The 26320-nt window shown below is 63.7% G+C and carries 21 protein-coding genes, 1 tRNA gene and 1 pseudogene; 11 read left to right on the top strand and 12 right to left on the bottom strand.

Going from position 1 to position 26320, the window contains the following annotated elements:
• The first annotated feature begins 15 nt into the window (after positions 1-15).
• Both N7E70_RS25610 and N7E70_RS25615 read left to right on the top strand, forming a co-directional pair.
• Entirely contained in the window at positions 16-369 is a 354-nt protein-coding gene (locus tag N7E70_RS25610) for a VOC family protein (RefSeq protein WP_263008001.1), read from the top strand.
• 10 nt (positions 370-379) lie between these two features.
• Positions 380-643 (top strand): DoxX family protein, encoded by a 264-nt coding sequence (locus tag N7E70_RS25615; protein WP_263008002.1) that lies wholly within the window; start codon positions 380-382, stop codon positions 641-643.
• Between the two features lie 229 nt (positions 644-872).
• Here N7E70_RS25615 and N7E70_RS25620 read toward each other — a convergent pair whose 3' ends face one another.
• Positions 873-1163, bottom strand: a complete 291-nt coding sequence (locus N7E70_RS25620; RefSeq protein WP_263008003.1) for a DUF1127 domain-containing protein — start codon at positions 1161-1163, stop codon at positions 873-875.
• A gap of 178 nt (positions 1164-1341) precedes the next feature.
• Here N7E70_RS25620 and N7E70_RS25625 point away from each other — a divergent pair, with 178 nt between their 5' ends.
• The 3 genes and pseudogenes from N7E70_RS25625 (at position 1342) to N7E70_RS25635 (ending at position 4746) form a co-directional block, all read left to right on the top strand.
• Positions 1342-2298 carry a LysR substrate-binding domain-containing protein gene (locus tag N7E70_RS25625; protein ID WP_067967050.1) on the top strand — a complete coding sequence of 319 codons (957 nt, stop codon included), beginning with the start codon at positions 1342-1344 and terminating at the stop codon, positions 2296-2298.
• A 55-nt stretch (positions 2299-2353) separates the two neighbouring features.
• Complete coding sequence (gene xseA, locus N7E70_RS25630; RefSeq protein ID WP_067965181.1) at positions 2354-3940, top strand: exodeoxyribonuclease VII large subunit; 1587 nt, start codon at positions 2354-2356, stop codon at positions 3938-3940.
• 93 nt (positions 3941-4033) lie between these two features.
• Positions 4034-4746 (top strand): annotated as a pseudogene (locus N7E70_RS25635) (IS5 family transposase).
• 28 nt (positions 4747-4774) lie between these two features.
• Here N7E70_RS25635 and N7E70_RS25640 read toward each other — a convergent pair.
• Complete coding sequence (locus N7E70_RS25640; protein ID WP_263008004.1) at positions 4775-6652, bottom strand: AsmA family protein; 1878 nt, start codon at positions 6650-6652, stop codon at positions 4775-4777.
• Positions 6653-6834: 182 nt separating this feature from the next.
• Between N7E70_RS25640 and N7E70_RS25645 the strand changes: the two genes are divergently transcribed.
• On the top strand, positions 6835-8793 hold the full coding sequence (locus N7E70_RS25645; RefSeq protein ID WP_263008005.1) for an acetoacetate--CoA ligase: 1959 nt from the start codon (positions 6835-6837) through the stop codon (positions 8791-8793).
• A gap of 252 nt (positions 8794-9045) precedes the next feature.
• Here the strand turns inward: N7E70_RS25645 and N7E70_RS25650 are convergent, their stop codons facing one another.
• The 3 genes from N7E70_RS25650 to N7E70_RS25660 form a co-directional block, all read right to left on the bottom strand.
• Positions 9046-10518, bottom strand: a complete 1473-nt coding sequence (locus N7E70_RS25650) for an ABC transporter permease (RefSeq protein ID WP_246340853.1) — start codon at positions 10516-10518, stop codon at positions 9046-9048.
• Between the two features lie 418 nt (positions 10519-10936).
• Entirely contained in the window at positions 10937-11983 is a 1047-nt protein-coding gene (locus tag N7E70_RS25655; RefSeq protein WP_263008006.1) for a Fe(3+) ABC transporter substrate-binding protein, read from the bottom strand.
• 248 nt (positions 11984-12231) lie between these two features.
• On the bottom strand, positions 12232-16080 hold the full coding sequence (locus N7E70_RS25660) for a PAS domain S-box protein (RefSeq protein WP_263008007.1): 3849 nt from the start codon (positions 16078-16080) through the stop codon (positions 12232-12234).
• A gap of 242 nt (positions 16081-16322) precedes the next feature.
• Between N7E70_RS25660 and N7E70_RS25665 the strand changes: the two genes are divergently transcribed.
• The 3 genes from N7E70_RS25665 (at position 16323) to N7E70_RS25675 (ending at position 17522) form a co-directional block, all read left to right on the top strand.
• Entirely contained in the window at positions 16323-16781 is a 459-nt protein-coding gene (locus N7E70_RS25665; protein ID WP_067965195.1) for a phasin, read from the top strand.
• Between the two features lie 256 nt (positions 16782-17037).
• Positions 17038-17114, top strand: a tRNA-His gene (locus tag N7E70_RS25670).
• Positions 17115-17228: 114 nt separating this feature from the next.
• Positions 17229-17522, top strand: a complete 294-nt coding sequence (locus N7E70_RS25675; protein WP_192318258.1) for an I78 family peptidase inhibitor — start codon at positions 17229-17231, stop codon at positions 17520-17522.
• A 347-nt stretch (positions 17523-17869) separates the two neighbouring features.
• Here the strand turns inward: N7E70_RS25675 and N7E70_RS25680 are convergent, their stop codons facing one another.
• From N7E70_RS25680 to N7E70_RS25710, 7 genes are all read right to left on the bottom strand, one after another.
• Positions 17870-18403 (bottom strand): hypothetical protein, encoded by a 534-nt coding sequence (locus N7E70_RS25680; protein WP_263008008.1) that lies wholly within the window; start codon positions 18401-18403, stop codon positions 17870-17872.
• A gap of 130 nt (positions 18404-18533) precedes the next feature.
• Positions 18534-18845 carry a hypothetical protein gene (locus N7E70_RS25685; protein ID WP_067965203.1) on the bottom strand — a complete coding sequence of 104 codons (312 nt, stop codon included), beginning with the start codon at positions 18843-18845 and terminating at the stop codon, positions 18534-18536.
• A 165-nt stretch (positions 18846-19010) separates the two neighbouring features.
• The gene (locus N7E70_RS25690; protein ID WP_067965207.1) at positions 19011-19829 is read right to left on the bottom strand and encodes an ABC transporter permease; all 819 of its coding nucleotides are present in this window, start codon (positions 19827-19829) and stop codon (positions 19011-19013) included.
• 1 nt (position 19830) lies between these two features.
• A complete protein-coding gene (locus tag N7E70_RS25695) occupies positions 19831-20742 on the bottom strand; it encodes an ABC transporter permease subunit (protein ID WP_263008009.1) in 912 nt (303 codons plus the stop codon).
• Positions 20743-20750: 8 nt separating this feature from the next.
• Positions 20751-21890, bottom strand: coding sequence for an ABC transporter ATP-binding protein (locus N7E70_RS25700; RefSeq protein ID WP_154385333.1), 1140 nt, complete (start codon positions 21888-21890; stop codon positions 20751-20753).
• Between the two features lie 64 nt (positions 21891-21954).
• Complete coding sequence (locus N7E70_RS25705; RefSeq protein WP_067965212.1) at positions 21955-23055, bottom strand: polyamine ABC transporter substrate-binding protein; 1101 nt, start codon at positions 23053-23055, stop codon at positions 21955-21957.
• Positions 23056-23296: 241 nt separating this feature from the next.
• A complete protein-coding gene (locus N7E70_RS25710; protein ID WP_067967053.1) occupies positions 23297-24253 on the bottom strand; it encodes a DMT family transporter in 957 nt (318 codons plus the stop codon).
• Positions 24254-24515: 262 nt separating this feature from the next.
• On the opposite strand from N7E70_RS25710, the gene N7E70_RS25715 reads away from it, so the two are divergent.
• Both N7E70_RS25715 and N7E70_RS25720 read left to right on the top strand, forming a co-directional pair.
• Positions 24516-25064: an NADPH-dependent FMN reductase gene (locus tag N7E70_RS25715; protein ID WP_154385332.1), complete on the top strand. Its 549-nt coding sequence runs from the start codon at positions 24516-24518 to the stop codon at positions 25062-25064.
• Entirely contained in the window at positions 25061-26302 is a 1242-nt protein-coding gene (locus N7E70_RS25720; protein WP_263008010.1) for an MFS transporter, read from the top strand. The genes N7E70_RS25715 and N7E70_RS25720 overlap by 4 nt, the downstream gene beginning before the upstream one ends.
• Positions 26303-26320 lie beyond the last annotated feature (18 nt).

Raw genomic sequence — 26320 nt, forward strand, 5'->3', positions numbered from 1 at the left:
CGCAGGAGAATTGCCATGGGCACGAGCGGAAACGATCGCCGGATCGACAACATCGAGTTCAACGTCAGCGACCTTGCGCGGTCGCGTGAGTTCTACGGCAAGGCCTTCGGCTGGAGCTTCACCGACTACGGTCCGACCTATTGCGAGTTTACCGACGGCCGCCTGACCGGGGGACTGACGACAGGCGGTCCGGTCAGGTCGGGCGGGCCGCTGGTCATCCTCTATGCCGACGACCTCGCCGCAACCCAAAGCCGACTGGAGGCCGCCGGCGCCAGGATCGTCAAGCCTGTGTTCGAATTCCCCGGCGGGCGGCGCTTCCACTTTGCCGATCCCGACGACTACGAACTGGCGGTGTGGTCGGCGAACTGAGGTGGCGATAATGGTCGCAAGCCTCGGCTTCATTCTGTTGGGCGGCGTCTTCGTCTGGGCCGGCACTGAGCATTTCTGGAATTTCCGCATGGTCTCCGGCATGCTCGCAGACAAGGGCCTGCCTGCGGCGCAAGGTCTGCTTGCCCTGGGTTCGGTCGTCGAGATCGTTGCCGGCCTGTGCCTGGCGATGGGCGTCATGCGCCCCTACACGGCCGTGGCGCTGATCCTGTTCACCATCGCCGCGTCACTGATGGCGCTCAATTTCTGGCGCTAGTCGGGCATGGAAAGACAAGGCTTGCGCTCGGCCTTCATCATCAACGTCGCCGTCGTCGGCGCCCTCCTGCTTGCCGCGAGAGCTTAGAAGGGCGGCACAGATCTGATCTGGATGCCGGAGGAGCGTCCCAAAATACGAAAAAGCCCGGTCCTTGGGAGGACCGGGCAGCGTGCAGGCGAGGCCGGCGGGGACCGGCTGGGAGTGGGGAGCCTGCAAAAGCAGCATTCGCTCAGGCGACGCGACGCGCCATCACTTCGATGTTTTCGCTGCGCGCCTGCCTGATCGAGCGAAGACGCACGGTCGGGTCGGAGGCGAATGGCAGGTCGACGGCCACACACAGGTCGCCGCGGGTCAGGCCGACATCGGCAAGCTCGGTGTCGCTCAACTCGCCGAGGCGATAGAAGGCGCGGCGATTTTTCCAGGCACGGAAGAGATCGGCGGTGTAGTTGACGATACGCATCGCATTCACCGGCTGCGTCGCGGAAAGCGTCGTCTCAGTGGAATGGTCGAGCGTGGTCATGACGATCTCCTCTCAGATCAGGGACAAACGGGTCCCGTTCCGGTCGACGCTCCTTCAGCCGCCGCCCCGGTTCCGATTCACATGCCTCATGTGGACAATGCGAGATTGCCATCGCCGTATTGATTAATCCAACGAATGTTTCTAATCTTTACCATCAATGTTCATGATGGAAACGTCGATGGCCGCTCCTCTCGATCTTGACCAGCTCCACACCTTCATCTCCATCGTCGACACCGGTAGCTTCACGCGCGCCGCCGACGAAGTGCATCGCACGCAGTCAGCTGTGTCGATGCAGATGCGCCGTCTCGAGGACCGCATCGGCAAAGCGCTCTTCGAAAAGGAAGGGCGCATGAACAAGCTGACCGAGGAAGGCGAGCGCCTGCTCACCTATGCCAGGCGGCTGCTGCACCTCAACCGCGAGACGCTGGCTGCCTTCGACGACAAGGCGCTGGAGGGCACGGTCCGCATCGGCGTGCCGGACGATTATGCCGACCGTTTCCTGCCCGAGATCATGGCGCGCTTCTCGCGCTCCAACCCGCGCGTCGAGCTGTCGGTGCTGTGCGAGCCCACCGTCAATCTCGCCGACCAGATTCGCCGCGGCAATCTCGACATCGCACTTGTGACCGAGTGCGTGGACACCCGGCCGAGCGAGATCGTGCGCAACGAACCGCTGCTGTGGGTCTCGTCGGCCAGCCATATGGTGCATGAGGAGACGATCCTGCCGATGGCTTTCGGCCGCCCGACCTGCCAGTGGCGGCAGATGGCGACGGACCTGCTCCAGGCCAGCGGCCGCGAATACCGCGTGCTGTTCACCAGTTGGTCGGCCAATGTCATCACCGCCGCCGTTCTGGCTGGCCTCGCCGTATCAGTGCTGCCCGAATGCGCGCTGCGGCCGGGCATGCGCGTGCTTGGCGAAGCCGACGGCTTCGGCGCCCTGCCCGACTGCAAGATCGGAATCCTGCGCGGCCATTCCAGTCGGCCCGAGATCGTTGATGCGCTTGCGCGGCATATCTCGGAGAGCCTCGACAACATCTCTGTGCCGCTGACCGAGGAGAGCGGCACGTTCGATTTCGCTGCCCTTGCCGCCGCGCGTGGCCGGCGGCTCAAGCCGAGCCACATCATGCCGGGATGGTAGGCTGCGATTGCCCGGCAAGCTTGACGAGGAGGGCCACGCGGCCCTCAATCGCCCGATGAACGAACTTGCTACCGAATCACGGACCAATGCTGCCGAATACACCGTCAGCGAGATTTCCGGCGCGCTGAAGCGCACCGTCGAGGACGCCTTCGGCAATGTGCGCGTGCGCGGCGAAATCTCGGGTTATCGCGGCCCACATTCGTCGGGCCATGCCTATTTCTCGCTGAAGGACGATCGTTCACGCATCGAGGCGGTGGTGTGGAAAGGCACGATGAGCCGGCTGAAATTCCGTCCCGAGGAAGGGATGGAGGTGATCGCCACCGGCAGGCTGACCACCTATCCCGGCTCGTCGAAATACCAGATCGTCATCGACAATCTCGAGCCCGCCGGCGCCGGGGCGCTGATGGCGCTGCTGGAAGAGCGCAAGCGCAGGCTGGCCGCCGAGGGCCTGTTCGACGACCGTCGCAAGCAGCTGTTGCCGTTCATGCCGCTGGTGATCGGCGTCGTCACCTCGCCGACCGGTGCGGTCATCCGCGACATCATCCACCGCATCAAGGACCGCTTCCCGCTGCATGTTCTGGTCTGGCCGGTGCGGGTTCAGGGCGAGACGTCGGGTGCGGAAGTGGCCGCCGCGGTCAACGGCTTCAACGAACTGTCCGAGCTCGGTGCGATCAGGCGCCCCGACCTTTTGATCGTGGCGCGCGGCGGCGGCAGCCTCGAAGACCTCTGGGGCTTCAACGACGAAGGGCTTGTCCGCGCCGTTGCCGCTTCGCACATCCCGGTCATCTCGGCCGTCGGCCACGAAACCGACTGGACGCTGATCGACCTCGCCGCCGACAGGCGGGCGCCGACGCCGACGGGTGCCGCCGAGCTTGCCGTGCCAGTCAAAGCCGAACTCGAGGCCGTGCTCGCCAATCTCGGCGCGCGGCTGCGCGGCGCGGTATCGCGCATGATCGACCGGCGCAGCCAGGCTGTTCGCGCAGCCGCACGCGCCTTGCCCACTCCGGACCAGTTGCTGGCGCTACCCCGCCGCCGCTTCGACGAGGCGACAAGCCGGCTCGGCCGGGCGCTGACCGTCACCACCGAGCGCAAGCGCGCCCGGCTGTCGGCGGTGCGCCTGTCGCCGGCGACGTTGGCGCGCCGCATCAGCGAAACCCGCCGCCATCTCGACCGTGACATGCTGCGCGCCGATGCAGCGTTGCGAGCGATGGTGCGCGAAAAGCGCATCCGGTTCGACCGCACCAAAGGCCGGCTGTCGCCGGAACCACTGGTCCGCCGCCAGGAGGCATTTGGCCAGCAGCTCACGGCGCTGGAACGCCGCGCCGTGCTTGCGGTCGGGCGTAGACTCGAACGCGCGCGGACGAGCCTGTCACAGGCGGACCGGCTGATGGCGACGCTGTCGCACAAGGCGGTGCTGGCACGCGGCTTCGCGCTTGTTCGCGATGCAGACGGCACGGTGCTCAAGCGCGCCGCCGAAGTGGCCGCGGGTGCGGCGCTGTCGATCGAATTCGCCGACGGCACGACCAATGCGATCGCCACCAGCGGCAGCGCGATTGCGGCAAGCGGCGAGGCCAAGCCAAAGCCTGTGGCCAGACCAGCAGCCAAGGTCAAGGAACCCGGCAATCAGGGCAGCCTGTTCTAAGGCTTGTTGAGATTCAGGATTCCCATATTGAGCGGATTGTGATTCACACTTTGGATGGATCGCTTTGTTTTGACGGACGCCCAATGGGCAAAGATGGAACCTCATTGTTTGGGCAAGCCGACGGACCCTGGGCGCAGTGGGAGCGACAACCGCCGCTTCATCGAAGCGGTGCTGTGGATCGCGCGAACGGGTAGCCCCTGGCGCGATCTTCCGGCCTTTTTCGGAAACTGGAACACGGCCTTCAAACGCTATCGGGATTGGTTGAAAGCTGATGTTTTCATCAGGCTCTTCGAGGTCTGCTCGGACGAACCGGATATGGAATATGCGATGGTCGATGCCACCATTGTGAAGGTCCATCGTCACGGCCAGGGTGCAAAAGGGGGACTACGCGGCAGGCCATAGGTCGATCCAAGGGGGGCATGACGACCAAGATCCTCGCCCTTACAGACGCGCTTGGCAATCTGGTCCGCTTCGAACTCATGCCCGGCCATCGCTTCGATACGGTCGGCGTGGCGCCGCTGATCGAGGGCATCAACTTTGGCGGGCTGATCGCCGACAAGGCCTTCGACAGCAATCACATAATCACCGATCTCAATGAGCGCGGCGCCAAGATCGTCGTCTCCCAGCACCCAAGGCGCACAAAGCCGCTGCCGCTCGACAAGGAACTCTACAAGTGGCGCCACCTCATCGAAAACTTCTTCTGCAAGCTCAAGGAATTCAAGCGCATCGCCATGCGCGCAGACAAAACCGACCAGAGCTTCGCCGCTATGATCTATCTCGTTGCCGCCGTCATCAACTCTCGATGAATCTCAACAAGCCTTAAAGCGACAGGGGTCAGTCGCCCGTAGGCGACGAGATAACGGGCGCCACCAGCGGCGAAATGAACGGTGCGCTCCACGAGCCGCCGACGAAGAATGCCGTTGGCCGCACCGCCGGTGCAACAGGGGTTGTCGTCGTCGAGGTGGAGGCGGTGATCTCCTTGGCCTCGATCGCACCCGAGAGCGCGAGCCCACGACCGACATAAGGCACGATGCCGGTCAGCCAGATGCGGCTCGTCGGCGTGCGTGCCTCCGCCTTGTCGATCTTGGCAACACCGTTGGAGATGGTCGCCTTGAGCTCGACACCATCGACCGGCAGCGTACCGCCCGAGACTTCGTCGAGCGAGAAGAAACCGCGATCGGCGGTACGCTTGAGGAAGGCCGGCATGTCGAGCCCGGCAATCGCGCCGACGCCGAAGGTGGCGGCGACCGAGCCGTTGGCATTCTCCAGCAGCGTGTTCCAGTTCAGGCCCGGGCCATGGAGGATTACCGACACGGTGCCGCGGCCGATCGGCACGATGTGGCTCATGCCCGCCGCGGTGCCGAAGGCGCCGCCGTCGATGTCGGACGCAAGCAACCGCATCTCCGCCTGTGTGCCGGCCGGCTTACGGTCGAAACGGATGCTGGCCTGGACATTGCCGCCAAAGGCTTCCGCATCGGAAATGTCGAATGCCGCCAGCCCACCCTTGACCTGTGCCGTTGCCGCGACCTCGGCGAGCGCGATGGAACCGGCCGTCGCCTTCGTCGCCGACAGCCTGAGATCGAGATTGATGCGGTCGGAAAAGCTGGTGTCGATCTCGGCCGCCGTGGGCCCGTTTGCCGGGGTCATGGGCGCGAAGGACGAGGCAAACGTCATCAGGTCGAGCGTGTCGAAAGCCAGTGTGCCCGAAAGCGCCGGCACGGGCCCATCGAGCGACAGATCGAGGATGCCCATGCCGGGATTGCCGTCGAGCGTGACTTGCGCGTTCTCGATCTTGAGGCGGGACAGATCGCCCGTAATCTTGGAGGCGAGCGAAATCGATCCGACAGGGCTTCCCGGCAGGATGCCCGGCCTGGACCATTCCAGCATGCGCCGGAAGGACGGCGATACGATCTTGGCCTGGCCGTCGACATGCGCATCGGGGCCCATGTCGATGGTGCCGTCGAACGAGGCTTCGACAGGCGCCGATTTCAGCGAAGCGACGATCGGTGCCTCGCCACCGGCAAACAGCATCAGCGGACGCGGCGACGACAATTCGATCGCCACCTGCTCGCCATGCCAGACACCGGTTGCCGTGAGCTTCCCGGCCTTGTTTAGCGCCGGCAGGCTGGCCTTGCCGGTGAGGTCGCTCAGGAGTTCGTCCTCGCCCTCGTCGGAAACGGCCACGACGCGGCCATCGATGAACTCGACGGCGCCGAATTCGTCATCAGGCAGCGCACTGAGGTCAGGTTCGGCAGGATTCGACGCGACGGTGGCGCGGGCACGCTCGATGGCGCGGCTGAGGCGACCGCCGGTCGAATGCGGCATCTCCACGCCGCCGTCGGCAAGCCGCTTCAGGCGCAAAGTCGGCCGGATGAAATGCGCGTCGGAGAAATCGACATTGCCGCTGAGCGCCGAAAGCGCCGACAGCTCGATTTCAACGCGTTCGGCCTCGATGACCGGCGAACCCTTCTCGTCATCCCAGTCGGTCAGGGTGACGTCGGTCAGGGTGGCGCGGAACACCGGCCAGATCTCGATATCGGGCGTGCCTTCGATCGACACGCGGAAGCCGCTCCACGCGCTCATCTCGAAGGCGATGCGGTCCTTGACGATCTGGGTGGAAGCGATGAACGGCACGGCGGCAACGGTGGCGGCGATCAGGATGATGAGTCCTGTGATCGTCCAGATGCTGCGCCTGAACAGTGGTGATGGCATGTTGCCCTTGTGCCGCCCGTGCTGCGCCGTTGTGGCTAACGGGTGTAACCGAGTAACGCGGCATTTCAAGTCTTTGTGGCCATGCGATGACGTTTGCGCACAGCGCAATGGCGCTAATCGACATTTCCTTGATCTGCTGCAGTGCGACATGCATAACCATGCGCGTTCTGGGAGAGATGCCGATGACTGTCGAAAAGCCGCTTTGGACGCCCTCGTCAACGCAGGTGGCGCAAGCGCCCCTTACGGCGTTCATGGCTGCGGCGGGTGCGCGCGCCGGCCAGTCGTTCACCAACTATGCCGAACTGCATGCCTGGTCGATCAGCGAGCGCGAGGCGTTCTGGGATCTTGTCTGGGACTTCTGCGGCGTTATCGGCGACAAGGGCGGCCGCGTGCTCGTTGATGGCGACAGCATGCCGGGAGCACAGTTCTACCCCGATGCCAGCCTGAACTTCGCGCAGAACTTGTTGCGCGGCTCGGGCAGCGGCGAGGCCATCGTCTTCCGCGGCGAGGACAAGGTCGAGCGCCGGCTCACCTGGGACGAACTTGCGGCACTGGTATCGAGGCTGCAGCAGTTGTTCGTGTCGCTTGGCGTTGCCAAGGGCGACCGCATCGCCGCGATGATGCCGAACATGCCGGAGACGGTGGCCGCAATGCTGGCAACCGCCTCGCTGGGCGCCGTCTGGTCGTCATGCTCGCCCGACTTCGGCGAACAGGGCGTGCTCGACCGCTTCGGCCAGATCGAGCCAAAGCTGTTCATCGCACCCGACGGCTACTGGTATGCCGGCAAGCATATCGAGGTCGGATCGAAGATCGCAGCCGTCGCCGGCAAGCTCGGAAGTGTGACCAAGGTGCTGGTCGTCGACTATCTCGGCACTGCGACAGACGTTGCCGCGACCATCGGCAAGGCCGAGGCGCTCGACGATGCGCTGGCGCCATTCGCGGCAAAGGCTGTGACGTTCGAGCCCCTGCCCTTTTCGCATCCGCTCTATATCCTGTTCTCGTCGGGCACGACGGGCATCCCGAAATGCATCGTGCACTCGGCCGGCGGTACGCTGATCCAGCACGTCAAGGAACTGCGCCTGCATGCCGGGCTCAAGCCGGGCGACCGCTTCTTCTATTTCACCACCTGCGGCTGGATGATGTGGAACTGGCTGGTCTCGGGCCTGGCCGCGGAGGCGACGCTGCTGCTCTATGACGGCTCGCCGTTCCATCCCGACGGCAATGTGCTGTTCGACTTCGCCGATGCCGAGAAGATGACCTATTTCGGCACCTCGGCGAAATTTATCGATTCCGTGCGCAAGGCGGGTCTCAGGCCCATCGACAGCCACGATCTCGGCAGCGTGCGCACCATTTCGTCGACCGGCTCGCCGCTGTCGCCGGAAGGTTTCGATTTCGTCTATGACGGCATCAAGAAAGACATCCACCTCGCCTCGATCTCGGGCGGCACCGACATCGTCTCGTGCTTCGTGCTCGGCGTGCCGACCGAGCCGGTCTGGACCGGCGAGATCCAGGGCGCCGGTCTCGGTCTCGCCGTCGACGTCTGGAACGACGACGGCAAGCCGGTGCGCCAGGAGAAGGGCGAACTGGTCTGTGCCAAGGCGTTCCCGGCGATGCCGATCGGCTTCTGGAACGACCCCGACGGCAAGAAGTATCACGCCGCCTATTTCGAGCGTTTCGACAATGTCTGGTGCCATGGCGACTTCGCCGAATGGACCGCGCATGGCGGCATGATCATCCATGGCCGCTCGGATGCGACGCTGAACCCCGGCGGGGTGCGCATCGGCACCGCCGAGATCTACAACCAGGTCGAGCAGATGCCGGAGATCACTGAAGCCATCTGCATCGGACAGGACTGGGACGGCGACGTGCGCGTCGTGCTGTTCGTTCGCCTCGCGCCCGGGGTCACCCTCGACGAGGACCTGGAGAAGCGCATTCGGACCAAGATTCGCACCGGCGCCAGCCCGCGCCACGTGCCGGCCAAAATCGTGGCGGTCACCGATATACCGCGCACCAAGTCGGGCAAGATCACCGAACTCGCCGTCCGCGACATCGTCCATGGCCGCCCCGTCAAGAACAAGGAGGCGCTGGCCAATCCCGAAGCGCTGGATCTCTACAGCGACATCGCGCAGCTCAGGAGCTGAGACGCGGCATGCTTAACAAGACGTAACCGCCAAATTTACCTAGACTTCAGGAGTGGTACACTTTCGTAAATTTTCCATCACTGGGGTAAGGTGCTGTTAAGGTTCGACCCTGATAGTCGTTTTTAACTTGAGGGAGAAATCCCTTTCCTCATCTCTGAGGATAGCCAGTTCAGCTCAAGTCCCCGTTGAAACAGCATCTACCTCAAGGGCGCCCCAGTGGCGCCTTTTTCTTTAGCCTGGTCTAAAAAGAACTTAGAGCGATGCCTCGGCGTCGCGCACCAGCGCGCCCGAAAGCAACACCACCGGTACCATGGCGGTAATGATGATGACGATTGCCGCCACCGCCCCTTCTTCCGGGACGCCGCGTGAGGCGTTTTCATAGACATGCGTCGCCAGCGTGCTGAAGCCGAAGGGCCTGAGCAGGATGGTCGCCGACAGTTCCTTGACGGTGTCGACGAAGACGAGAACCGCAGCTGTCAGGATCGCCGGCTTGAGCAATGGCAGAAGCACGCTGGCAGCACTTTGCGCCGGCGTCTTGCCGAGGCTGCGCGCAGCTTCGTCGAGGCTGCCAGGCAGCTTCTCCATGCCGGAGCGGACCGCGCCCTCGGCCAGGGCAACGAAGCGGATGGTGCAGGCAATGATCACCGCCGCGGCCGAGCCGGTGAGCAGCAGCCCGGTCGAGAATCCGAGCCAGGCGCGCGCAAAGGTATCGAGCGAATTGTCGAAGCGTGCCAGCACGAACAGCAGCCCGAGCCCGAGAATGCCTCCGGGAAGGGCGTAGCCGACCGAGGCGAGACGCACGGTGGCGGCCATGGCCCGGCCTTTCGACAGGCGCTGGGCATTAAGCAGGAACAGCGCAATGACGACGGTGAAGATGGCCGTCAGCGACGCCGTCATCAGGCTGTTGAGGAAGGCGCTGGCCACGTCGGGCGAGACGAACTGCTCGAGCCGGCGCGAGGCATATTGGCCGAAAATGGTGATCGGCACGCCGAAGCCGCTGAGGATCGGCAACGACACGGCGGCAGGCAGGGCAAAGCGCCTCCAGCCCTTGAGGGCTGTGCGAGGCGGATGAACCTTGAGATGGGTGCCGCGCCCGGAATGGAAGCGCTGACGCCGGCGCGCCCATTGCTCGGCGACGAGCAGGAGCAGCACAAGCACCAGCATCAGGATGGCGATCTGCGCGCCACCCTCCAGGCTGCCGCGGTTGAGCCAGGTGGTGTAGACGGCGACCGTCAGCGTGCGGACGCCGAAATATTCGGCGGCGCCGATGTCGTTGATCGTCTCCATCAGCACCAGGGCGACACCGGCAACGATGGCCGGCCGCGCCACGGGCAGAAGCACGCGCCAGAACACGCGTGCCGGCGATGCGCCGAGCGTGCGGGCGACGTCGGCGATGTTGCGGCCCTGCATCAGGAAGACGATGCGGGTGGTGAGATAGACGTAAGGATAGAGCACAGAGGCGAGTACGAAGGCCGTGCCCCAGGTCGAGCGGATATCGGGAAACCAGTAGTCGCGGATCGTCTCAAAACCGAAAATTGCGCGGACCAGGCTCTGCACCGGCCCCTGGTAATGGAAGAACTCGCCAAAGGCATAGGCCGCGAGATAGGGCGGCACGGCCAGCGGCAGCACCAGCGCCCAGGACAGGATGCGGCGGAAGGGAAAATCATAAGCGACGACCGCCCAGGCGCAGGCGACGCCGGCAATCGATGTGAGTGCGGCCACCATCGCCAGCAGCGCCAGCGTCGTGCGCGTGGCGCCGGGCAGCACGTTGGCGATCAGATGCGGCCAGTCCTCGCCCGTACCGGAAAGCGCGACGAAAGCGAGCGACAGAACCGGCAGGATGACGACGATGCCGACGGCGAGCGCCAGCGTGCCGATAAGCGGATGGCGCAGGCGCTTGACGGGCAACGGCCTGACGCCCGCGGCCGACGCCACGCCTGATGCTCCCGCCTCTGCTCCGCCTGTCGTCGGCAAAGATCAATCCTCTCTGCGGCGTCGCGCGTTCCCGTTGGACGCACATGACGCTCCATCGAATCTGCGCTTCGTCTTCAATCGATGCCGTTTTCGGGCCGCTGCGCCAATGCAGAAAAGCCGGACCGATCATCGCCCGGCCCGGCTTTTCCTCAGTTCATGTCGCTGCCTATCAGCTGCTCGGGCCGTCGTCGAGGCCGACGCGATCGACCATCTCGGACGCTGGCTTGCGGCCCTTGGCGACATCGACCAGCGGCAGGGTGTCGGCATTGAGCGTGCCGAACGCCTTGACCGTCTCGGATGGCTCGAGGCCCGGCTCGACCGGATATTCGTAGTTCTTCTCGGCGTAGACCTGCTGGGCCTTGTGGCTGGCCAGGAAACGGATCAGCTTGACCGCGTTGTCACGGTTCGGCGCGTTCTTGGCGAGCGCTGCGCCCGAGATGTTGACGTGAGTCAGGCCGTTCTCGAAGGTCGGGAACAGCACGTTGATGGCGTTGCCCCATTCCTTTTCCTTCGGGTCCTTCTCGTTGTTGCGCATCAGGCCGACATAATAGGTGTTGCCGATGGCGATGTCGCACTCGCCGGCGGCAATCGCGCCGGCCTGCGGACGGTCGCCGCCGTCAGGCTTCTTGGCGAGGTTGGCCTTGAGGCCCTTCATCCACTCTTCGGTCTTTTCCGGACCCCAGTGGGCAATGGCTGCCGAGAACAAAGCGAGGTTGTAGTCGTGCTGGCCCGAACGCATGCAGATCTTGCCCTTCCACTTGGGATCGGCAAGCTCGGCATAGGTGATGGCGGTGTCCTTGACGCGCTCCTTCGAGGCGTAGATGACGCGGGCGCGCTTGGTGACGCCGAACCAGTTGCCATCCGGATCGCGATACTCGGCCGGCAGCAGCTTGTTGACTTCCTCGTCGACCAGCGGCTGGGTGACGCCTTTTTCCTTGGCCGAGGTGAGACGGGCGATGTCGACGGTCATGATGACGTCGGCGGGCGAGTTGGCGCCCTCTGCCAGGACGCGTTCCTCAAGCCCCTTGTCGAGGAACAGCACTTCGGTCTTGATGCCCGTCTCGGCCGTGAAGGCCTCGAGAACCGGCTTGATCAGATCGGGCTGGCGATAGGTGTAGATGTTCACGACGCCATCGGCGAGCGCCGACGTGGTGAAGAGTGCGGCAATGGCAAGCGCACCGCCTGCGACGGTCGACCTGGCGTTTCCAATCTTCATTTTTCTCTCCTGGCCAAAGGGGGCAAATTCCCTCAGGGAACATATGGCAGCCTCGATTTCGAGACTGCTTCCCCTATGGTCATCGTGACACTTCCGGTCAAGTTTAAAGGTCAGCCATATCAATAGTTTAGAAAATTTCTAAACTGGAGCATTTCATACCGGATTCAAGGACTTGTTCGACAATTTCTAACAATCGCATGGCTTGTTCACGAAAATGTGCGGAAATGTCGCACCTCGCTAACAAGCCACTACTCGGCAAGGACGCGCGTCGAGGGGAAAGTCACCTCGACAAGCGTGCCCTCGCCGGGCGTCGACGCGATGGCAAAACGGGCGCGATTGGCCTCGACCATCGCCTTGGTCAGCGGCAGTCCGAGACCGGTGCCGTCGCCGCGCGAGCGCTTCAGCGAGTTGATCTGCTTGAACGGCTTCAGCGCCTGCTCGATCTCGGCCTGGCTCATGCCGATGCCGGTGTCGCGCACCCGCATGACGATGTCGCCCGAGGTCTCGTAGGAGGTCGAGACGATGACCTGACCGCCGGCCTGGGTATAGCGCACGGCGTTGGACAGCACATTGAGCGCGATCTGGCGGATCGAGCGTCGGTCGGCGACGATCTCGGGCAGGCGCGAGGCAAAGCTGGAGCGGATGATGACGCGCTCGCGATTGGCCTGCGGCTGCATCATCGCCACGGTCTCGGCAAGGGTGTCGTTGAGCGACACCGCCTCGTAATCCATCTCCTGCTGGCCGGCCTCGATCTTGGAAATGTCGAGCAAGTCGTTGACCAGCGACAGCACATGGTTGCCGGAGCGGTTGATGTCGCGGAGATAGTCGCGATAGCGGTCATTGGCGACCGGGCCGAACTTCTCGTCGACCATCAGTTCGGAAAAACCGATGATGGCGTTGAGCGGAGTGCGGATCTCGTGGCTGATGCGGGCGAGAAAATCGGTCTTCTGGGACGACGACCGCTCGGCCACGGCGCGCGCCTGGGTCAGTTCTTCCTCGGCGCGCTTCCACTGGGTGATGTCGCGGACCACGGCGCAGAAGCCGCTGTCGTTGGGCAGGCGTCCGATGGTCATGAACAACGGGATGAACCGGCCTTGCGCCTCGCGGCCGATGACCTCGCGGCCATCGTTGAGCACGCTTGCCACGCCATGTTCGGACAGCCCGACGAGATAGTCGCGCGCGGCGCGCTGGCTCTCGATGGCGAACAGCGAATAGAACGGCTTGCCGGTAACCTCCTCGCTGTCGAAACCGAACAGGGCCTCGGCCGGACGGCTGATCGAGCGGATGGCACCGTCGCGGTCGATCAGCACAACGCCGTCCGTGGCGGTGTCGATGATCGTGCGCATCTCGGCGAGACGCTCTTCGAGTTCGGCGACCTGTTCGACGGCATCCTCGACCTCGTCGTCGGCACTGATGCGGCGGACGACCAGCATCAGCGCCTTGCCGTCCTGCCACGGCACCGAGCGCAACACAGCTTCGATTGGGAACTCGTCGCCGTCGCGGGTCTTCAGTTTCAGGTCGTGGTCGGAACCGGGCTGGTCGCCGTAGCTCTCGGCGAACAGGGCATCGAGACCGCCTGCCCGCGACAGTTCGTCGACCGAGCCGTAGCCGGTCAGGTCGAGGAACTCGGCATTGGCGTAGTGCAGCACGTCACCGGCATGGATCAGCACCGGCACCGGCAGTTGCTCGAGGATAGGTGCATCGACGGGTGTGTCGCGCCCAGCGGCCAGGGACGGGATGATTTCTTCGGCGCGCAGCGGCGGCTTTTCCGGCTCATTGCGCGTGACATCGACGGCTTCGATGACAGGCTCGACCGGCCGCATCGAAGCCAGCGAGACGATTTCCGCACTCTCGACGGCAAGCTGTTCGACGGGTGCGGGCAGAGCCGCGTCTGAAGTCGCCGGCTCCTCGGCATCAGCCGCTCCATTTGGCTCCGGCTTTTCGCCGACAGCATGCTCGGGGGATTCATCTGCCACCAGCACATGCCCGGCCGTTTCAGCGGCCGCGGCTTCAGCATAGGCCGCGATCTCGGCCGAGGCGGCTTCGCCGTTCGTTTCCGAAACTGGCTTTTCCGCCGCGGACGTCGCCTCAGGCTTCTCAGCTGTTGGAATCTCGACCGCCTCAGTGGCTGCCGCCTGCTGCCTTGTCGCGACGATCTCGTGCGCGCGCTTCAGCTTCTCGCCGATCTCGCGGAATGCGCTGCGCTCGGTGCTGGAGAGGCCCTTGCCATTGGCGGGTTCTTCAGCCGCCGTCGGCCGGTGCTCGGCCAGGCGGATCACCTTGTCGGAATAGCGCCGATCATGCTTGCGATCGATCTCGAGAGCCGGAACTTCGCCGGCGAAAGGGTCATCAGCGTTGTTCGGCTCGGCGGCTTGCCGGGGTTCAACGGAAGGTGTTTCAGCAACCTCCGGTGCCAGCTGCCTGGCTTCGGTCGGACTGGCTTCAGGCGCCAGTACAGCAGGCTCGACAGCTAAGTGATTCGCCGGTTCAACGGCGATGGTGTCGGCTGCAGGCGGCACTTCGACTGCGCCCGGCTGTGGCTCGGCCTGCTGCGGATGCTTGCCGTTGGGAACCAGCGCCAGTCCGATGCGCTCGTGGTCGATGACCGCTTCGCCGGGGCGTGCCACGCCAAATCCGCGAAAACCTTCGAAGCTGCGGTCGCGGCCATAGACCGGCAATGCGGCGAGATCGACAGGGATACGCCTGTCGGTGCCGGCAACCGGCCAGAGCACCGAGCGGCCGGACCAGGTGTCACGGCGCTGCAGCAGGCCCGCGATCTCGCCCGAGGGGTCGAGCTCGAAGGTGGTCGAGACATCCTGGAACCGGCGGCCGACGACATCGGCCGCATGGTCGCCGACAACGGCCGCGAATTCCGGCGAGATGGCGCTGAAACGGCCATCGGCGTCGGTGCGCCAGACGAAGCGGACGGGGGCTGCCGAGCGATCCAGAGCCGGCCTGGGCGGCGCCGGCTGCGATGGCGCGGGCTGAGCGGCCACAACGGGCTCTGCCGCGATGACAGGTCCTTCCAAGGGCTGCGAAATGTCAGCCGCTTCGGCAACAGTGGCCGGCGAAGACGCCGGCTCGGCGGCCCGCTCCAGCGGGGTGGCCGACCGGGCGACCGGCTCCGGCGCTGAGACCCGCTCGCTGGTTGGACCGTCTGCGGCAGGTTCGATGACAGCGGCCCCGGTGACTTCAGCATCGACAGGCGCTGCAACCGCCCTGTCGGCCATTGCCGCCCGAACGGTGACGCCGGCCCGGCTCTCGCGTTCCTCGGGGCTGAAATACCAATGGTCGTGGTCGGTATGGTCCTGCGACTGCGCCGTCGCCGGTGCGGGAACCGGCGCGGGCGCCGGATCGCCTGTCGGCGGTGCCGCGACGCGCGCGGTGCCGGCAGGGGTTGCTTCCTGTTGTTCGCCGGCCACAGCGTCTTCCATCACCTCCAGGCGCTCGTCGACAACGACGAGCAGGTGGCGCGCCGGCTCATCGGTCAGCCTTGCCAGGCCAGCCGGCAGATAGCCGCCGGTCGCGGGAATGGCCCGCTTGATGATGCGGTCGCGCTCACGGCCGACCGCCGATACCAACCCGGCCAGCGTCGACGCTGCGATGCCGAGCTTGGCAAAGCCATCGGTTGCGGCCTCGACCTCCCCTTGGGCGTCGAGGAAAGCCAGGAAATGGCCCTGCTCGGTGAAACCGCTGATGGCGTTGGCGGCGATGGCTTTGGCGCCCCGCGCGCTGGCGGGAACGGCGAGCATGATTGCGGCCGCGCCACCCGGCAGCCGGACCGAACTGGCGACAAAGGCAACGGCGGCGCTCGTCAGGCCTGACGCCACGCGCACCATGATGGAGCGGTCGCGGCCGATGTCGGGAAAGCCTGACGTCGCTGCGATCTGGCGGCGGGCAATCGGCCCCAGCCGCGACGGCGCGCCGATCACCGCATCGATGTCGTCATAGCCGAGCACGGCAGCGCCCGGACCATTGGCCCAAAGCACGTCCTCGAGATCGACCGACAGCACGACGATGGCGTCGCCGGCAGCAAAACGCTGCCTGACACGATCAACGACCGCGACGTCGATAAAGGAATAGGCTGCTGACGGCATTCACATGTCCCGCAAGGCGCGCATTCTCACAATTAACGCTTTGTTAATAAAAGCCGTCATCGCCAAGGTCTAGCAAACAGCTGTCATAGAGCGAGATTATTCTCGTCACGTGGTTAACCTGCGCCAAGCCGAAATGGTGCACCGCAACATAGATATTGCAATGCACAATGAGATACCCTATATGAAAGATGCGAATAAACGAGACGGGTGACACCACCCCGTCCAGTCCACAGGGTGAGACAATGTCCAAGACCAAGACCGCAGAATTCGCAGATACCGTTGAACTGCCGAGCTTCGACGTTTCCAAGGCCTCCGACCAGTTCCGCGCCTTCGCCGAAAAGGGCGTCGAGCAGTCCAAGGACGCTTACACCAAGCTCAAGACCGGTGCTGAAGAAGCCCAGAAGACCATCGAGTCGAGCTACGAGACCGCCCGCAGCGTGACCAACGAGCTGTCGCTCAAGGCGATTGCCGCGCTCCGCACCAATGCCGAGGCTGGTTTCTCGCATCTCGAAGCTCTCGCCGGCGCCAAGACGCTGTCGGAGATCGTCGAGCTGCAGACCTCCTATCTGCGCAGCCGCGTCGAGCAGACCGTCGAGCAGGCCAAGGAATTCCAGGCCGTTGCCTCGAAGGCCGCCGAAGACGTCTCGAAGCCGGTCAAGACCGCTTTCGAAAAGGCGCTGAAAGACCTCAAGGCCGCCTGATAGCGACCAACAAGATACCCGGCGGGCGGTTCCTCCTCCCTCTGCCTGCCGGGCGAAGCGGCCAGCACCTCCTCCCGCTGGTCACATAAAGGAAAAGGCCGGCACCTCCTCCCGCCGGCCTTTTTCTTTTTTGCAGGCGCCGGAAGGCCTGATTTCAACGACTTCCCACAGGCAGCGCAAATCGCCGCAGTGGAATATGCGCAAAGCTCTTGAAATGCGTCCGAAGAGTCCGTATTGACGCCGCACCAACAGGTACGCGGTTGTAGCTCAGTTGGTTAGAGCGCCGGATTGTGGATCCGGAGGTCGGTGGTTCGAGCCCACCCAACCGTACCATTTTCCTCCCCCAAGACAGCTTCAAGCATTGATGACAGGCAGCGCGGCCTTGCATAGCGCAGCCGCATTCCGGCCCGATCATCTGCTGAAACTGCGAATCAAAGGAACATTCCGATGATCGACCTGCGCGTTGCCGCCGGCATTGCCACGACGATGATCATCCTCGCCGGATGCCAGAAAGAGCCTGTGGCAGCACAGCCGACGTCGGGGATCTGCGATCGCGCTGCGGCAGAATCACTCGCCGGCAAGGACCGGATCGCCGACGACGAGGTCAAGCGGCTGACCGGTGCAACCATCGTTCGCCAGCACAAGCCGGGCGATCCGGCGACGATGGATTTCCGCCAGGAACGCGTCACGGTCGAAACCGATCCCGCGACCGGCAAGATCGTCCGCGCATTCTGCGGCTGACCTGTCCCCGAATGCCGGCGCCCTGTCATGCCCGATCCGAGGCCCCTGGATCTTTCGAGGCTGCGCGACATCGGCTGGTCGACCAGGGATCCCATCGGCCTGCTCGCACCCGGCAGGGACTGGCGTAACGAGCGCTTTGCCGACTGATATGACAGCAACCTGATCGAGGCAGCATCCGGTCTGCTGGACGGCCGGTGGAGCGGGCAACGGACTATCTGCTGTCGATCGCCAGCGACCACATGGCGCTGCCGGAGGTTTCGCGCGCCGCTGCGGCGGCAACGGCCAAGGCCGTCGCCGACTAGCTGGGCGAATAGAAACGCAAGCGCGACGCGTTCGGCAATTGGCCTTCAACACCACACCGAGACGTCATGCACAGTCGAAAGCGATCGTTTCGACACGGCATGCTGGACGAATCCGAATGATGTGAACTCGATGTTGAACTCTTGCCCCTTGGTGGCGCGGCGAAAATTCTCAGGCACCAAAAGAAAGCTATGCGAGGGCTGTTTAGCTAGAACGCCAAACTCATCGTACCACACCTCGCTCGAGCGGTTTGCAACCGCCTGAGACAGCACCTCCTGGTTCTTGACCACAGCGCCTAGGTAGGTGATTTCCGTTCGCCAATAGCCGACTTGCAGATCGCCGGTAATGAGCGACAGCCTCAATTCCCGTGCTGCGCTGTTGAAGACAACGCAATCCAACAGGGCCTCATTCAAACTGATCGATGTTGCAAGTTGTCGGACGGGTTCGGCCAGGTCAGCCGCACTTAGGAATTGCGCATAATCCGTGACCGGATCACGTTCGCTGTCCTCGCCCGTCGCCCACTCGAAAGTAAAAAATCGCATCTGCTTGCTTGCGCCCCCGAGGTCAGCAAGGCCACGCATAGCCGGCAACATTCTCGACAGACAAAGCTCGTTGTCGAGCAGTGCATTAAAAACAAAAAACGGCGCGTTTCATCCGGAGCGCGCCGTTTTGCTGTCCCGAGGGACGAAATTATCCGCGATGGCGGGGTGCTTACTGGCAGGGCGCCAGATAGGTCACCGGCTTGCCGTAGCGGTCGTACATCGGCCGGCCACGGTTGTCGTACTGGTGGTAGCGGCATTCGCCGGGCGCCGTGCCCGCGCCGATCATCGCGCCGGCAAGGCCGCCGATGACGGCGCCCGCGACGGTCGCGCCGGTGTTGCCGCCGATGGCCTGGCCGACCAGGGCACCGCCCACGGCACCGACGGCGCCGCCGCCGACCGCGCGCTCCTGCGGGGTGTTACAGGCCGTAGCGGCCAATGCGACGAAAGACAAAGCTGCTGCTGTGGCTAGAAAACGCGTCATCGACCCTACTCCTTGAAACAATCGCCAGACGCTATCATGGCGACTTTTGCTTATCCAGTAGCATACCCTTGGAAACTCTCGCCTTTTCGGCTGCTCCAAGCCCTCTTTCCTGGTGCCCCATGGATCCCGTTGTGGCAGTTGCTGGCAACGACACGGGACGCCAGATCACCCCCGCTGTGCTGCCTGTTCGTCGCGCAGGCGCTGGACCTCGCGCCGCTTGTTGACCAGCGAAGCGGCGATGACGCCGCAGGCGACGATGCCGATCAGGATTGTACAGGCGGCATTGATCTCGGGTGTCACGCCGAGGCGCACCTGGCTGTAGATCTTCATCGGCAGCGTCGTCGCACCCGGCCCCGAGGTGAAGCTCGAAATCACCAGGTCGTCGATGGAGAGCGTGAAGGCCAGCATCCAGCCCGAGACGATCGCCGGCAGGATGACCGGCAAGGTGATCTGAAAGAAGGTTTTGACAGGCGGGGCGCCAAGATCCATCGCCGCTTCCTCGAGCGAGCGGTCGAATGTGACGAGCCGCGACTGCACCACGACGGCGACGAAGCACATCGAGAAGGTGATGTGGGCGAGCGTCAGGGTGAAGAAGCCGCGATCGAGCCCGACGGCGACGAACAGCAGCAGCAGCGACAGGCCGGTGATGACCTCGGGCATGACCAGCGGCGCAAACACCATGCCCGAAAACAGCACCCTGCCCCGGAACCTGGTGTAGCGGGTCAGCGCAAGTGCTGCGAGCGTCCCGAGAACTGTGGCCATCGTCGCCGAGATCAGGCCGACGCGGATGGTCACCCAGGCCGCGTCCATCAGGCCCTGATTGTGGAACAAGGAGACGTACCATTTGGTCGAGAACCCGCCCCAGACAGTGACGAGCTTGGACTCGTTGAAGGAGAAGACGACCAAAAGCACGATGGGCAGATACAGGAAGGCAAAGCCCAGTACGATGGCCGTGATGTTGAAGCGGCTCCAGCTCGCGTTCATCTCAGCGCCCCTGTTCCTGGGCGCGTGCCTGCGCCTGCTGGAAGAACATGATCGGCACGACAAGCAGCAGAAGCAGGATCACCGCCACTGCTGAGGAAACCGGCCAGTCACGGTTGGCGAAGAATTCGTTCCACAGCGTCTTGCCGATCATCAGCGTCTGCGAGCCGCCGAGCAGGTCGGGGATGACGAACTCGCCGACGGCAGGGATAAACACCAGCAGGCAGCCGGCGATCACGCCGGGCAGCGACAGCGGGAAGGTGATCTTCCAGAACGCCGTCATCGGCGGGCAGCCGAGGTCCTGCGCCGCCTCGATCAGCGAATAGTCCATCTTCTCCAGCGCCGAATAGAGCGGCAGGATCATGAACGGCAGGTAGGAATAGACGATGCCGATGAAGATCGCCGTATGCGTGTTGAGGATCACCAGCGGCTGGTCGATGATGCCGGTGGCGAGCAGCAGCTGGTTGAGCAGACCCTCGGGCTTGAGGATGCCGATCCAGGCATAGACGCGGATCAGGAAGCTGGTCCAGAACGGCAGGATCACCAGCATCAGCAGCGTCGGCCGGATCGTCGCCGGCGCACGCGCCATGCCATAGGCAATGGGATAGCCGACGATCAGCGCCAGCAAAGTCGAGATCCCGGCGATGATCACGCTTGAGACATAGGCGTTGAAGTAGAGCGCGTCCTGCGTCAACCAGAGGTAATTGTCGAAGCTGAACTCGCCGATCTGCGTTATCAGGCCGGACACGCCGTCTGAAAGCCCGAGCACAGGCGTGTAGGGCGGCATGGCGATCGCCGTCGTCGACAGGGAGATCTTGAAGACGATGAAGAACGGAATGAGGAAGAAGAACAGCAGCCAGAAATAGGGAATGAGGATGACGAGGCGGTCGGTTATGGCCGAGAGCGGATGTTTCATCACCCCACCTATCGCGTCAGAACGACGCCGGCGTCGTTGCGGAAGGAGATCCAGGCCTTGTCGTCCCAGCTCAGCGGGTCCTCGGTGGCGCGCGTCGCATTGAGCGAGCTCGCCTTGACCACCTGGCCGTTGCCGATCTGGACGTGGAAGATGGTCATGTCGCCGAGATAGGCGATGTCGTAGATCTCGCCTTCCATGACATTGTCGCCGCCTTCCGGCTTCTTCGACGAAACCTTGATCTTTTCCGGCCGGATGGCGAAGGCGACTTCGCTGCCTGCGGCGGCGTCGCCGGCATTGGCCGTGCGGATGGTGACGCCATTGGCGCTGGTGATTGTCGCGCCGGCGCCGTCGCGGTCGGCGACCTTGCCTTCGAACATATTGATGTTGCCGACGAAGTCGGCGACGAAACGCGAGCCCGGTGCTTCATAGACCTCGGCGGGCGTCGCCACCTGCATCACCTCGCCCTTGTCGAGGATGGCGATGCGGTCGGCCATGGTCATGGCCTCTTCCTGATCGTGGGTGACGACGACAAATGTCAGGCCAAGCGTCTGCTGCAGGTCCATCAGCTCGAACTGGGTTTCCTCGCGCAGCTTCTTGTCGAGCGCACCGAGGGGCTCGTCCAGCAGCAGAACCTTGGGCCGCTTGGCCACCGCCCGGGCCAGCGCGACGCGCTGGCGCTGGCCGCCTGAAAGCTGGTGCGGCTTGCGCTTGGCAAACTGGCTGAGCTTGACCAGCTTGAGCATTTCGGCGACGCGGGTGTCGATGTCGACCTTGGGCATGCCGTCCTGCTTGAGGCCGAAGGCAATGTTCTGCTCGACCGACATATGCGGGAACAGTGCATAGGACTGGAACATCATGTTGACCGGCCGACGATAGGGCGGGATGCCCCTGAGGTCCTGACCGTCGAGCAGGATCTGGCCGGAGGTCGGCTCCTCGAAGCCGGCGAGCATGCGCAACAGCGTCGACTTTCCGCAGCCCGAGGCGCCGAGCAGCGCGAAGAACTCACGCTCATAGATCGACAGCGACAGATTGTTGACGGCGGTGAAGTCACCGAACCGCTTGGTGACGTCCTTGAACTGAATGTAGGGCTTGGCGTCTGGCTTGTTCCAGGGCGCAAAGTCCCTGCGGATATTGCCGAGCGATTTCATTTCCCTCTCCCACCTGCCCCTGATGCGAAGCCCGGCGCCGATGGCGCCGGGCCGCATGCCTTGGTTATTGTCCGGTGACGATCTTGGTCCAGCTGCGGGTCACCACGCGCTGGGTCTTGGGATCGTAGGGCGGCACGGTGAAGAGCTTGGCGAGCGTCGCTTCATCGGGATAGATCGCCGGATCGCTGGAGATCTCCTTGTCGATGAACTGCTGCGACGCCTTGTTGCCGTTGGCGTAGAAGATGTAGTTCGAGGCCTTCGCCGCAACTTCCGGCTTCAGCATGTAGTTGATGAACTCATGCGCCTCGGCGACATGCTGGGCATCGGCCGGGATCGCCATCTGGTCGAACCACATCTCGGCGCCCTCCTTGGGGATGACGTAGTCGATGACGACCCCCTGGTCGGCTTCTGCGGCACGATCGCGCGCCTGGAAGACGTCACCCGACCAGCCGACGGCCAGGCAGATGTCGCCATTGGCAAGCGCGTTGATGTATTCCGAGGAATGGAACTTGCGGATCGACGGACGGACCGCGAGCAAGGTCTCTTCCGCCTTGGACAGGTCGCCCAGTTCGGTCGACTGCGGCTTGAGGCCAAGATAGTTCAGCGTCGTCGGCAGGATGTCGGTCGGCGAATCCAGCACATAGACGCCGCATTCGGCGAGCTTCGCCAGCTGTTCCGGCTTGAAGACCACGTCCCAGCTGTCGATCTTGTCGATGCCGAGCGCTTCCTTGACCTTCTTCTGATTGTAGCCGATGCCGACCGTGCCCCACATGTAGTTGACCGAATACTCGTTGCCCGGGTCGTAGGCGGCGGTGCGCGAACTCACCACATCCCAGACATTCGTCAGGTTGGGCAGCTTGGACTTGTCGAGCTTCTGGTAGACGCCGGCCTGGATCTGGCGCGCCAGGAAGGGGCTGGCAGTCGGCACGACGACATCGTAGCCGCTGCCGCCGGCAAGTAGCTTGGTCTCGAGGATCTCGTTCGAATCGTAGACGTCATAGACGACCTTGATGCCGGTCTCCTTGGTGAAGTCCTCGATGATCGTCGAATCGATGTAGTCAGACCAGTTGTAGACGTTGACGACGCGCTCCTGGGCGTTGGCGGGCATCGTGAAAACGGCGATAAGGGCTGACGCGGCGGTCAGCCAAAGCGCTCTACGGTTCATGGCAGTCTCCCGTTGCGGACGCACCCGTCCCGGCGCATCCTGATCCTGTACAAAAATCGAGTGATGAAGGTAGCGCGCTCCCGCCGGCTCGCGACCCGGCGCAAACGTTACGGCGATTTACATCTGCGGACACCGAAGCCCCGGCAGTGGAACCTGGCAAGATACGCCTGTGTTGTTGTTACCCTCGACGCTCAGCCTGCCCGCCCGACGGTAGTATTGTCAATGGTAAACGACCAATTGATCAATCGGGCATCGGCATGCCGGTGACACCGGGTCTTTGCGGTTGCGCCTGGCGCCTGAACTCGAGCCCGAGATGCACGAGCAAGGCGACGAAAATGACCGCACCGCCTGATATGGTACGGAGCGACGGCACTTCGGAATGGACGAGCCAGACCCAGATCGGCCCGAGCATCGGCTCGAAGGTGCCGATCAGCGCGGCGACGGCCGCCGGGATCAACCGCGCCCCGGTGGCGAAGAAGGCGAGGCCCAGACCGAGATTGACGACGCCGAAGGCAAACAGAAAACCCATCTCGCGCGGCGAGACGGCAAAGGCCGAGGCTTGCGAGGCGGCAAAAGCCGCCGCGATCATGGTGCCGAGGCAGGTGGCCGGCGTCATGCGCACATGGGAGAAGCGGCGGGTGATGACGGTAGCGATCGAAAACACCACTGCTATCAGCAAGGCGAGGCCGTCACCAATCGGCGAAACCTTGCCGGTGAGCGACTCCGAAACCATGATCGCCACGCCGACGATCACCGCCAGGATCGCCGCCCATGTCGCCAGCGCCACCCGCTCGCGAAACAGCACCCAGGCAAACAGCGCCGCAAGCAACGGCACGCCAGCCTGCATCAAAAGGACATTGGCGACGGTGGTGTAGGCAAGGGCGATGACGAAAGACGTCGAGGCGGTGGCAAAGCAGATTGCCACCAGCAGACCGGGCAGCCCCATGCCGCGGAACAATTGCAGCGTTCCGCGGAAGCCGTCACGCCAAACCATGAATGCCAGCAGAAAGGCTGCCGCCCAGAACGAGCGCCAGAACACCACGGTCCAGATGTCGTCGATCTCGATGAAGCGGCCGATGGCGCCACCCAGGCTCCACATCAGCGCCGACAGGAACACCAGGGCGATGCCCAAGCGCTCGTCGCGCCGAGAAACCTGCGGCGCAGTGGCGTCGGATAGCGGAACTGCCGGGTCTGTCATGGCCTCAGTATCGATGACGTTGGGGTGGCTGGATATGCTCACAACGACTTGAAACGGTCCAATTCGCTACCTCATCGCTCAAGCTACTGCGTGGTCCAGCCCATGACGATGGTTGTGGCAAACCGCGCTGCATTCGAACAATCCCCCAGCGATGTCGAAGCGAACAATCCGACGGCGCTCAATTTTCTTCTTGACCTCAATATTAGTTGAGCTTTTACAGAAGCGGCTCCAACACCGATACCGAAATGGAGCCACCCCTGAAATGCCCCAGAAAATAAAGCTCGCCATCATCTATGGCAGCGCCCGTGAGGGCCGTTTCTGCGATACCGTGGTCAACTGGGTTGCCGCCGAAATTGCGGGCCACCAGCAGTTTGCCATCGACTTTATCGACCCGCGCGACCTCGGCCGAAACCGTGCCGATGTCGCCCGCCGCCTTGGCGATGCCGACGCCTTCCTGGTGGTGACGCCGGAGTACAATCACGGCTACACCGCCGACCTCAAGGCACTGATCGACGCCCACAGCATCCAGTGGCAGGCAAAGCCGCTGGCCTTCGTCTCCTATGGCGGCATTTCGGGCGGGTTGCGGGCGATCGAACAGTTGCGCCTGGTGTTTGCCGAACTGCATGTCGTGGCAATCCGCGACACGGTGAGTTTTGCCAGCGCCTGGAGCAAGTTCGACCGCAACGGCACGCTGATGGACCCGCGCGATGCGCGCAAGGCGATGTCGGCGTTGCTCGCCCGCCTGCAATGGTGGGCAATCAACCTGCGCGAGGCACGTGCCAACACGCCCTATCTCGAGGTGGCCGCATGAGCGCGCTGCAACCGGTTCGGGTCGCGGAAGCGGCGGCTCTGCCCGACCGGCATGCCGGCCGCAACTTGACACTTCTTTTGATCAGCACATTGACGATCATGTCGGGCGCGACCATTTCGCCGTCGCTGCCGGCCATCGAAAGCCATTTCGTCGGCAGTCCCAACGTCGAGATCCTGACGAGGATGGTGCTGACACTGCCGGCGCTGTCCATCGTCATCTGCGCCCCATTCGCCGGCGGACTGGCCGACCGCTTCGGTCGCCAGCCGCTGCTGATCGCCGCGGCCCTGCTCTATGGTCTCGGTGGCATGTCGGGGCTGGTGGCCGATAGCCTGCCCGCGCTTCTGGTCGGACGCGCGCTGCTCGGCGTCGCCGTTGCCGGCGTGATGACGACGGCAACGGCACTTGTCGGCGACTATTTCAGCGGCCCGGCGCGTGATCGTTTCATGGGCTGTCAATCGGCATTTGTCGGCTTTGGCGGGCTGATCTTCCTGACCGGCGGCGGCATGCTCGCCGAAGTGCACTGGCGTGCACCCTTCGCTGTCTACGGCCTGTCGCTGCTGCTGATCCCGGCTGTCATTGCGTTCATCGACGAACCGGTCCGCAACCGCATTGCGTCGGCGACCGTTGCCGCCAAAGCCTCTGCCGGCACGGCATGGCTCGCGGTCTTCGCCGTCTACAGCGCGGCGGTGCTCAACAGCGTCGCCTTCTACCTGTTGCCGGTCCAGCTGCCGTTCCATCTCAACGCCATGGGCATCGGCTCACCGACACTGGCCGGCCTCGCCATCGGGCTCAGCAGCCTGATCGGAGCGGTTGCCGCTTTGGCCTATGCGCGCCTGCGCGCCAGACTCGGCGTGGTCGGCGTGTTCAGTCTCGCCTTCGGCCTGATGGGTACAGGCTACGTCCTGCTGGGGTTTGCCAGTGCGCTTGTCATGGTCCTGCTGGCAGCAATAGTTGTCGGCCTGGGCCTTGGCATGATGATGCCCAACATCGCAGCGGCGGCGATGACGGCGGCGGCACCCGAAATGCGGGGACGCGTTGCCGGCGGCATGACCGCCAGCATCTTCGCGGGACACTTCATCTCGCCCTTCGCCAGCCAACCGATGATCGCGGCCTTCGGCTTCGCCGACACCTACTTCTACACCGGGCTCGTTGTCGGCGGCGGCGCCATGCTTGCCGCAGCAGCGGCCGCCTTCCGCGCAAGCACCGACCGGACAAACAGGGCAGGCCACCGCAGCTAACGGAAGCCTGCTCGGCTT

Source organism: Aminobacter sp. NyZ550 (assembly GCF_025628925.2).
Taxonomy (GTDB): Bacteria; Pseudomonadota; Alphaproteobacteria; order Rhizobiales; family Rhizobiaceae; genus Aminobacter; species Aminobacter ciceronei.

Bases quoted from the DNA above. Each gene is read 5' to 3' on its own strand.
- N7E70_RS25610 (WP_263008001.1), top strand. From the start codon at position 16: ATGGGCACGAGCGGAAACGATCGCCGGATCGACAACATCGAGTTCAAC.
- N7E70_RS25615 (WP_263008002.1), top strand. From the start codon at position 380: ATGGTCGCAAGCCTCGGCTTCATTCTGTTGGGCGGCGTCTTCGTCTGG.
- N7E70_RS25620 (WP_263008003.1), bottom strand. From the start codon at position 1,163: ATGACCACGCTCGACCATTCCACTGAGACGACGCTTTCCGCGACGCAG.
- N7E70_RS25625 (WP_067967050.1), top strand. From the start codon at position 1,342: ATGGCCGCTCCTCTCGATCTTGACCAGCTCCACACCTTCATCTCCATC.
- xseA (WP_067965181.1), top strand. From the start codon at position 2,354: ATGAACGAACTTGCTACCGAATCACGGACCAATGCTGCCGAATACACC.
- N7E70_RS25640 (WP_263008004.1), bottom strand. From the start codon at position 6,652: ATGCCATCACCACTGTTCAGGCGCAGCATCTGGACGATCACAGGACTC.
- N7E70_RS25645 (WP_263008005.1), top strand. From the start codon at position 6,835: ATGACTGTCGAAAAGCCGCTTTGGACGCCCTCGTCAACGCAGGTGGCG.
- N7E70_RS25650 (WP_246340853.1), bottom strand. From the start codon at position 10,518: ATGGTGGCCGCACTCACATCGATTGCCGGCGTCGCCTGCGCCTGGGCG.
- N7E70_RS25655 (WP_263008006.1), bottom strand. From the start codon at position 11,983: ATGAAGATTGGAAACGCCAGGTCGACCGTCGCAGGCGGTGCGCTTGCC.
- N7E70_RS25660 (WP_263008007.1), bottom strand. From the start codon at position 16,080: ATGCCGTCAGCAGCCTATTCCTTTATCGACGTCGCGGTCGTTGATCGT.
- N7E70_RS25665 (WP_067965195.1), top strand. From the start codon at position 16,323: ATGTCCAAGACCAAGACCGCAGAATTCGCAGATACCGTTGAACTGCCG.
- N7E70_RS25675 (WP_192318258.1), top strand. From the start codon at position 17,229: ATGATCGACCTGCGCGTTGCCGCCGGCATTGCCACGACGATGATCATC.
- N7E70_RS25680 (WP_263008008.1), bottom strand. From the start codon at position 18,403: ATGCGTGGCCTTGCTGACCTCGGGGGCGCAAGCAAGCAGATGCGATTT.
- N7E70_RS25685 (WP_067965203.1), bottom strand. From the start codon at position 18,845: ATGACGCGTTTTCTAGCCACAGCAGCAGCTTTGTCTTTCGTCGCATTG.
- N7E70_RS25690 (WP_067965207.1), bottom strand. From the start codon at position 19,829: ATGAACGCGAGCTGGAGCCGCTTCAACATCACGGCCATCGTACTGGGC.
- N7E70_RS25695 (WP_263008009.1), bottom strand. From the start codon at position 20,742: ATGAAACATCCGCTCTCGGCCATAACCGACCGCCTCGTCATCCTCATT.
- N7E70_RS25700 (WP_154385333.1), bottom strand. From the start codon at position 21,890: ATGAAATCGCTCGGCAATATCCGCAGGGACTTTGCGCCCTGGAACAAG.
- N7E70_RS25705 (WP_067965212.1), bottom strand. From the start codon at position 23,055: ATGAACCGTAGAGCGCTTTGGCTGACCGCCGCGTCAGCCCTTATCGCC.
- N7E70_RS25710 (WP_067967053.1), bottom strand. From the start codon at position 24,253: ATGACAGACCCGGCAGTTCCGCTATCCGACGCCACTGCGCCGCAGGTT.
- N7E70_RS25715 (WP_154385332.1), top strand. From the start codon at position 24,516: ATGCCCCAGAAAATAAAGCTCGCCATCATCTATGGCAGCGCCCGTGAG.
- N7E70_RS25720 (WP_263008010.1), top strand. From the start codon at position 25,061: ATGAGCGCGCTGCAACCGGTTCGGGTCGCGGAAGCGGCGGCTCTGCCC.